Raw genomic sequence first — 8,087 nt, forward strand, 5'->3', positions numbered from 1 at the left:
ATGCCAAAAGCGTCGGTTTTTTTATGACTATACTTATTTGAGATACAAAAACAGCGCAAGAGTGCTCCGGGGCTAAAAGCGTTTCTGGAAGTGAAACCTCTGCATAATGATGCTTAGTAGTAAAACAGACAATTGTCTGTCGGGGATGGTGGCTGGCTATGAATGTCTATACATTTGATTTTAATGATATTAAAAACCAAAGCGATTTTTATCGCGAGTTTACGCAGACGTTTGGCCTTGCCAGTGAGAAAGTAAGCGATCTTGATACATTATGGGATGCGGTAATGAGCGATATCTTACCCCTACCGCTAGAGATTGAGTTCGTTCACCTGCCTGATAAACTGCGCAGGCGCTACGGGGCGCTGATTTTACTCTTTGATGAAGCGGAAGAAGAGCTGGAGGGACGGCTACGGTTTAATGTCCGGCATTGAAAAAGCATAAAAAAGCCCCCGGCATGCGGGGGCAAGTCGTCGGGTTAGACGACGAAGGTTTACTTATACAACTCGGCGGTGGCGTGCCAGTTATCACCTTCTTTTAATTCGATGATGCGATAGCTATTAGCGCCTGCTTTTTCGGCTTTAGCGACGATCTCCTGGCGCATATCCATTGGCGTACTGCCAATCTGCGAGACGGAAATGGTGCCCATCGGTTGCAGATTCTGCGCCTGTTCCGCGTTAACCTGGTGTACTGCGGCATTTGCGCCGAAAGAGAGCAGAGTGGCCAGGCCGAGTGATGCGATAATGTATTTCGTTTTCATGGTCTTTTATTCCTTTATAGGGTCAACCTCGCGGATTAATGGGCTTTTCTTATGCGATATCTCCGCGAAGTAACGACACGTTATATGCGATGGCAGGTGAATTTTATTTGTACAGTTCGGCAGTGGCGTGCCAGTTGCTGCCGCTACGCGCTTCGGTAATGTGGTAGGCCGTAGCGCCTTGTTCATCTGCTTTTTTGCTCAGCATGGCATTCATATCCATAGGCGATGAGCCGATAGCGCTGACTGAAACCGATCCGATTGCTTCACGGTTTTGCGCTTGCTCTGCGCTGATAGGTTCTGCGGCGAAAGCGCCAAAAGAGAGAACGGACAGAATGCTTAATGTTGCAACAGTGGTTTTGATTTTCATGATTTTTACCTCGTCGAATTCCTTTACTGGGGTCTTTGTTTCGTGACCCTCATCACAAAATTAAGTATACACTAATCACGCAATTAATTAATACCACGCTAATTGTTTCTGCTTTTTAAAGACATTAAAAATTTTATTTTTTATAACGTTATGGAATTAAAATTGCTGTTTTTCGCCGCTGTCGTTTGAAAAATAAAAGAAAATCAACTGGTTAAAAAAATTGACATTTTGTGCGTTTTTTTGATTTTTCATTCATGTGGTGAATGTTTAAGGGCATGATTTGCCAAATGATAGCCGTACAGGAAAGCGGCGAGGGGAGAGGGCAAAAAGATGCCTCCGCCGTACGACGACGGAGGAAGTGGGACTAAAGCTCTTGTTCAAAAAGTTCCAGAATGGCTTCGTACAGATCTCTTACGGAAAAGCCGCTGGCAGGCGTAGTGAAGATAGTATCGTCGCCGGCAATCGTGCCGAGAATACCTTCTGCTTTCCCCAGTGAATCCAGCAGGCGCGCAATGAGTTGTGCCGCGCCGGGGCTGGTATGAATCACCACGACAGCATCGTTATAGTCGATATCCAGCACCAGATTTTTCAACGGACTGGATGTTGTTGGGACGCCCAGTTCAGCCGGAAGACAGTACACCATTTCCATTTTTGCGTTACGTGTACGCACTGCGCCGAACTTAGTCAACATGCGCGAGACCTTGGACTGATTGATATTTTCAAAGCCCTGATCCTGCAACGCGAGGACGATTTCGCCCTGTGAGCTGAATTTTTCTTCTTTGAGGAGCGCTTTAAACGCTCTTACTAGTTCTTCTTGTTTAGCCGAGCTTCGCATAAGTCACCCGTAATATGGCGGTAGAAACAACATTATTGTGCATACAGATGAATTTTTATGCAAACAGTCTGCCTTGTTTAAGGCTGAAATAATGTTATGAAAGAGCGGAATTTTATCAAATTTCGTAATCAAGAAACATGCCTGTGTCACGCCTCGCAAATAAGATTAAAAGTAAATTAATTGTTATCAAAATGATGTTGTTTTGAGAGGGTAGTAGGGTATATTGTCACCACCTGTAGAACGTTGCTCTCTGGTTGCAGCCGATCCGGATTACGCAAATTAAATGCATAAAAGCCAAAATTGCGCGACTCCGCATTCTTGATGAGTGAGGATTGTAATCATTGAATTTGTGAATTAAGGTCGCCGCCGCGGAGCAATAGACACTTAGCTAATCATATAATAAGGAGTTTAGGATGAAAGTCGCAGTCCTCGGCGCTGCTGGTGGTATCGGTCAGGCGCTGGCATTACTTTTAAAAAACCAACTGCCTTCAGGTTCAGAACTCTCCCTGTACGACATCGCTCCAGTGACTCCCGGTGTGGCCGTTGATTTAAGCCACATCCCCACCGCTGTAAAAATCAAAGGTTTCTCCGGTGAAGACGCAACCCCGGCGCTTGAAGGCGCTGACGTAGTACTGATTTCTGCGGGTGTGGCGCGTAAGCCGGGTATGGACCGTTCCGACCTGTTTAACGTTAACGCCGGCATCGTGAAAAACCTGGTGCAGCAGATCGCTAAAACCTGCCCGAAAGCGTGCGTGGGCATTATCACCAACCCGGTGAACACCACCGTTGCGATTGCGGCGGAAGTGTTGAAAAAAGCAGGCGTATACGACAAAAACAAACTGTTTGGCGTTACCACGCTGGATATCATCCGCTCTAATACCTTTGTCGCAGAGCTGAAAGGTAAGCTGCCAACGGAAGTTGAAGTTCCGGTGATTGGCGGGCACTCCGGCGTGACGATTCTGCCGCTGCTATCGCAGATTCCAGGCGTAAGTTTTACCGAACAAGAAGCGGCCGAGCTGACTAAACGTATTCAGAACGCCGGTACTGAAGTCGTCGAGGCGAAAGCCGGCGGCGGATCGGCAACCCTCTCTATGGGCCAGGCTGCCGCGCGTTTCGGTCTTTCTCTGGTTCGCGCTCTGCAGGGCGAAAAAGGCGTGGTGGAATGCGCCTATGTGGAAGGCGACGGTCAGTATGCCCGTTTCTTCTCTCAGCCGCTGCTGCTGGGTAAAAACGGCGTAGAAGAGCGTAAATCCATCGGCACACTGAGCACTTTCGAGCAACATTCGCTGGACGCTATGCTGGATACGCTGAAAAAAGATATTCAGTTGGGTGAAGATTTTATTAATAAATAAGCTGTTCCTGCCCGATGCCGGGGCTTTTGCTCCGGCTTCTTTAACTATAAACAAGCCACGAAATCAAGCACTAAATCTGCTAAACTCCTCACGTCTTATCGGTTATTAACGAGAACGTCGTGAAAAAGATCCAAAGAACGCAAACCCGCGATCACATTACGCAAATGCTTCGCTATGAAATTCTTTCCGGCAATATAAAAGCGGGAGAAGAACTCGCGCAGGAAAGTATTGCGGAGCAGCTCGGTCTTTCACGAATGCCGGTTCGAGAAGCGCTACAGTCACTCGAACAGGAAGGTTTTTTAATCCGACTGCCCAACAGGCACATGCAGGTCGCGCATCTTGAGGCCGATCGCGTGAGTCATATTTTTCGCGTGATTGCCGCGATGGCCGCCGAAATGTTTTCGCTGATACCCAGCGAAGTAGGCGATGCCCTCCTGATACGTGCGCAAGCGCTGGCTGTCGCAGAAGACAAATCCTGCGAACTGGAGTGTCATGCGATGCTGATTTCTTATGTGAATAACCGCTATCTGGAAAAGGTGTATCAGCAGTTCCTGGACGGTTATGTCTCTTATGTTATTTTGCATCTGAAAAAAGATAATCAGGAGTCGGCGCAGCTTTTCGCTGAACTGGCTGACGTCATACGCCAGGGGCGGCGTGATGAGATTGGGCAAGTTATGCAGCGTTATTTCCTCTCTTTAGCAGAAATAATGCGTCAACATATGAAGGATTGGGAAAGTGCAGAGGCCTAAGTTAGGGAAGATTAAGCTTCTTTCAGCGAAAGAACAGGTCGCGGCGGTGCTGCGTAAAGCGATTCTTTCGAGGGAGTTAGTGGAAGGGCAAGAGATTACGTTAGAAGGCATTGCCGGAATGGTCGGCGTGTCCAGTATGCCAGTGCGCGAGGCGTTTCAGATTCTGGCGGCGGATGGGCTGATAAAAGTGCGCCCTAATAAAGGGGCGGTGGTGTTGGGCATCAATGAACAAACGATCCGTGAACACTATGAAATTCGCGCGCTGTTAGAAAGTGAGGCGGTGGCTAAAGCTTCTCGTCCTGGCACCGATATTTCGCGGATAGCCGAGGTGCATTATGCCGCTGAAAAGGCTCTCGCGGAAAATAACTCGGCGGAATACTCCGACCTGAATCAGGCATTTCATATGGAAATATGGAATGTTGCTGGCAACGAAAAAATGAAAATGTTGCTCTGTAATATGTGGAACGGCCTGTCGATGGGCCATAAGGTCACCGAAGAAGAGTATGCCGTGATTTCCATTCAGGAACATAAAAGTATTCTGCAAGCTCTTGAACTTCATGATGAAACATTGGCACGCCAGCGCATGCGCGAACACATTATTCGCTCAATGGAGAATATGCTGACCCGCTATGTTGGTGACCCTTCTGCCTGATCTTTTCGCCTGCGTGAGTATCGCAGGCGCTTCAACCAATTCTTCAATTCTATTAATCACGTCCAGTAACGATCCAACTACGATCTTGATGTAGATCCCACTCCTGCATCTTTCCTGAGAAACGATTTGACTTATTTTTTGTATGGGAATAATTTCTCCTCGTCAATATTGGATACAATATCATATATCATTGATTGGATAATTATAAATATGGAACCCATTACCCTTACCCTATGTTTATTGGTGTTCGCTATCGTCATGTTTGTATGGGAAAAAGTGCCGCTGGCCGTCACTTCCATGATTGTCTGCGTGGCCTTAGTTATCACCGGCGTTCTGAATATTAAACAGGCCTTTGCTGGCTTTATCGACACTAACGTCATCCTCTTTGTCGCGATGTTTATCGTGGGCGGTGCGTTGTTTGAGACCGGTATGGCAAACAAAGTGGGCGGCGTCATCACGCGCTTCGCGAAAACAGAAAAACAGCTGATCTTCACCATTATGGTGGTGGTGGGTTTGATGTCTGGCGTCCTCTCTAACACCGGTACCGCTGCGGTTTTGATTCCGGTGGTGATCGGCGTGGCGGCAAAATCGGGCTTCTCGCGTTCTCGTCTACTGATGCCGCTGGTTTTCGCCGCTGCGTTGGGCGGTAACCTGTCGTTAATTGGCGCGCCGGGAAATCTTATCGCGCAGTCTGCGCTACAGAATATTGGCGGCGGCTTTGGCTTTTTTGAATACGCAAAAATCGGTCTCCCGATGCTCATCTGCGGCATTCTCTACTTCCTGACTATTGGCTATCGCTTTCTGCCGAATAATGCGACCGGCGGTGAGGTGGGGAGCGTCGGGGAGCAACGTGACTACAGCCATGTTCCACAGTGGAAACAACGGCTCTCACTCGTGGTGTTGATCGCAACGATCCTCGGCATGATCTTTGAGAAGAAGATCGGTGTCAGCCTGGCCGTGACCGGTTGTATTGGCGCTCTTGTGCTGGTCGTAAGCGGCGTACTCACGGAAAAACAGGCCTATAAAGCCATTGATTCACAGACTATTTTTATCTTTGGCGGCACCCTGGCGCTGGCAAAAGCGCTGGAAATGACCGGGGCAGGCAAGCTGGTTGCGGACTATGTAATCGGCATGCTGGGGCAAAACTCCTCACCGTTCATGTTGCTGATCGCCGTTTTCGCCTTATCCGTTGTGATGACCAACTTTATGTCCAATACCGCAACGACAGCGCTATTGGTGCCGGTGAGTTTGTCCATTGCCGCAGGTATGGGGGCCGACCCGCGTGCGGTTCTGATGGCGACGGTCATTGGCGGTTCCTGCGCCTACGCAACTCCTATCGGTATGCCTGCCAACATGATGGTGCTCTCCGCGGGTGGCTATAAATTTGTCGACTACGCTAAGGCCGGTATCCCCCTGATTATCGTTTCAACCATTGTCAGCTTGATCCTGCTGCCAATCCTTTTCCCTTTTCATCCGTAATTAACGGAAGCTGTTCTGACTAAGGAGCATTTATGAGCAAAAGTGAACAGATATCCCATATGACCGACGTTATGGCCAAGTTTGTGGGATATACCGGCAAAGTTTTGCCTGATGATGTCACTGCAAAACTGGAAGATTTGCATAAGAAAGAGACCAGTAAACTGGCCGACGTCATCTTTACTACCATGATTGAGAACCAGCGTCTGGCGAAAGAGCTGGATCGACCTTCCTGCCAGGACACCGGTGTCATTCAGTTTTTGGTGGAGTGCGGGACGAACTTTCCGCTGATTGGCGAGCTGGAAGCGTTGTTGCGTGAGGCGGTGATCAAAGCAACTGTAGATTCTCCGCTGCGCCACAACAGCGTAGAAACTTTTGATGAATACAACACCGGTAAAAACGTGGGTAAAGGTACGCCGACGGTCTTCTGGGAAATCGTTCCCAATTCCGATCAGTGCAGCATTTATACCTATATGGCGGGCGGTGGTTGTTCTCTGCCGGGGAAAGCGATGGTGCTGATGCCGGGTGCAGGCTATGAAGGTGTGACCCGCTTTGTACTGGATGTGATGACCAGCTACGGCCTCAACGCTTGTCCGCCGCTGCTGGTTGGCGTGGGCGTAGCGACCTCTGTTGAAACGGCGGCACTGCTATCGAAAAAAGCGCTGATGCGTCCGATCGGTTCGCATAACGAGAATGAGCGTGCAGCCTCGCTGGAAAAAATGCTGGAAGACGGCATTAACAAAATTGGCCTGGGGCCGCAGGGGATGTCCGGTAATACCTCCGTTATGGGCGTGAACATTGAAAACACCGCACGTCATCCTTCTACCATCGGCGTGGCGGTAAACGTCGGCTGCTGGTCGCACCGTAAAGGGCACATCGTTTTCGATAAAGATTTGAATTACACCATTACGTCTCACAGCGGAGTGAATTTCTGATGACTAAAAAAATCCTGACTACGCCAATTAAAGATGAAGATTTAGCGGATATTAAGGCTGGCGATATTATTTATCTCAACGGTCATATTGTTACCTGCCGTGACGTAGCCCATCGCCGTTTAATTGAAGGTGGTCGCGAACTTCCGGTAGATGTTCGCGGCGGCGCTATTTTACACGCTGGCCCCATTGTCCGCCCAATTAAAGGCGAAGACGATAAGTTTGAAATGGTCTCCGTTGGCCCAACCACCAGCATGCGTATGGAGAAATTCGAAAAAGAGTTTATTGCGCAGACTGGCGTGAAATTAATTGTAGGTAAAGGCGGTATGGGTAAAGGTACCGAAGAGGGCTGTGCTGAACACAAAGCGCTGCACTGCGTATTCCCTGCCGGTTGTGCGGTTGTAGCCGCCGTGTGCGTGGAAGAAATTGAAGATGCCCAATGGCGCGATCTGGGGATGCCGGAAACGCTGTGGGTCTGTCGGGTTAAAGAGTTTGGCCCGCTGATTGTTTCTATTGATACCCATGGGAATAATCTGTTTGAACAGAACAAAATTATTTTTAATCAGCGTAAAGAGATCGTCGCTGATGAAATATGCCAGAACGTAAGTTTCATCAAATAAACCTGATTACGTAAATTGCACGATAATGGTGGTAATACGTTATGACGATAATAATAACCAAGGGCTCTGGCCGGGGCGGCTCAGGGAAATCCACCCTTATTATTTCATCGTCATAAATAGCCCCATTATCGTGCCTCCTGCCTGAAGGCTATTTTATGACTAATGCAGCTCTGCTATTAGGTGAAGGCTTCACTCTGATGCTCCTCGGCATGGGATTCGTGCTGGCGTTTCTGTTCCTGCTGATCTTTGCCATTCGCGGTATGTCTGCCGTGATTACTCGCTTCTTCCCGGAACCCGTCGCCGCGCCCGCACCGCGCGCCGTTCCCGCCGTGGACGACTTCACCCGC

The 8,087-nt window shown here is 48.9% G+C and carries 11 protein-coding genes; 8 read left to right on the top strand and 3 right to left on the bottom strand.

Annotation, left to right across the window (positions count from 1 at the left end; all coding sequences use genetic code 11):
- Window positions 1-158 precede the first annotated feature (158 nt).
- Window positions 159-431, top strand: a complete 273-nt coding sequence (locus AAYN39_RS10830; protein ID WP_001103887.1) for a hypothetical protein — start codon at window positions 159-161, stop codon at window positions 429-431.
- Window positions 432-490: 59 nt separating this feature from the next.
- On the opposite strand, the gene yhcN-B is transcribed toward AAYN39_RS10830, so the two are convergent.
- The 3 genes from yhcN-B to argR all read right to left on the bottom strand — a co-directional run bounded on the left by yhcN-B (window position 491) and on the right by argR (window position 1,959).
- Window positions 491-757 carry a DUF1471 family stress response protein YhcN-B gene (yhcN-B, locus tag AAYN39_RS10835; RefSeq protein ID WP_000853277.1) on the bottom strand — a complete coding sequence of 89 codons (267 nt, stop codon included), beginning with the start codon at window positions 755-757 and terminating at the stop codon, window positions 491-493.
- A 103-nt stretch (window positions 758-860) separates the two neighbouring features.
- The gene (gene yhcN / locus AAYN39_RS10840; RefSeq protein WP_000695693.1) at window positions 861-1,124 is read right to left on the bottom strand and encodes a peroxide/acid stress response protein YhcN; all 264 of its coding nucleotides are present in this window, start codon (window positions 1,122-1,124) and stop codon (window positions 861-863) included.
- A 364-nt stretch (window positions 1,125-1,488) separates the two neighbouring features.
- Window positions 1,489-1,959, bottom strand: coding sequence for a transcriptional regulator ArgR (argR, locus tag AAYN39_RS10845; protein ID WP_001257852.1), 471 nt, complete (start codon window positions 1,957-1,959; stop codon window positions 1,489-1,491).
- Window positions 1,960-2,372: 413 nt separating this feature from the next.
- Here argR and mdh point away from each other — a divergent pair, with 413 nt between their 5' ends.
- The 7 genes from mdh to AAYN39_RS10880 all read left to right on the top strand — a co-directional run.
- A complete protein-coding gene (gene mdh / locus AAYN39_RS10850; protein WP_000861588.1) occupies window positions 2,373-3,311 on the top strand; it encodes a malate dehydrogenase in 939 nt (312 codons plus the stop codon).
- Window positions 3,312-3,430: 119 nt separating this feature from the next.
- Complete coding sequence (locus AAYN39_RS10855) at window positions 3,431-4,060, top strand: GntR family transcriptional regulator (RefSeq protein ID WP_000723776.1); 630 nt, start codon at window positions 3,431-3,433, stop codon at window positions 4,058-4,060.
- The gene (locus AAYN39_RS10860) at window positions 4,047-4,712 is read left to right on the top strand and encodes a GntR family transcriptional regulator (RefSeq protein WP_001189520.1); all 666 of its coding nucleotides are present in this window, start codon (window positions 4,047-4,049) and stop codon (window positions 4,710-4,712) included. The genes AAYN39_RS10855 and AAYN39_RS10860 overlap by 14 nt, the downstream gene beginning before the upstream one ends.
- Before the next feature lie 210 nt (window positions 4,713-4,922).
- The gene (locus tag AAYN39_RS10865; RefSeq protein WP_000433390.1) at window positions 4,923-6,191 is read left to right on the top strand and encodes an SLC13 family permease; all 1,269 of its coding nucleotides are present in this window, start codon (window positions 4,923-4,925) and stop codon (window positions 6,189-6,191) included.
- Between the two features lie 32 nt (window positions 6,192-6,223).
- Entirely contained in the window at window positions 6,224-7,123 is a 900-nt protein-coding gene (gene ttdA / locus AAYN39_RS10870) for a L(+)-tartrate dehydratase subunit alpha (protein WP_000045349.1), read from the top strand.
- Window positions 7,123-7,740: a L(+)-tartrate dehydratase subunit beta gene (gene ttdB / locus AAYN39_RS10875; protein WP_000162405.1), complete on the top strand. Its 618-nt coding sequence runs from the start codon at window positions 7,123-7,125 to the stop codon at window positions 7,738-7,740. Before ttdA ends, ttdB begins: the two co-directional genes overlap by 1 nt.
- A gap of 155 nt (window positions 7,741-7,895) precedes the next feature.
- The coding region (locus tag AAYN39_RS10880; protein ID WP_346253953.1) for an oxaloacetate decarboxylase subunit gamma at window positions 7,896-8,087 on the top strand (192 nt) is incomplete at its 3' end.

Source organism: Salmonella sp. K21076, assembly GCF_039650795.1.
Taxonomy (GTDB): domain Bacteria; phylum Pseudomonadota; class Gammaproteobacteria; order Enterobacterales; family Enterobacteriaceae; genus Salmonella; species Salmonella enterica.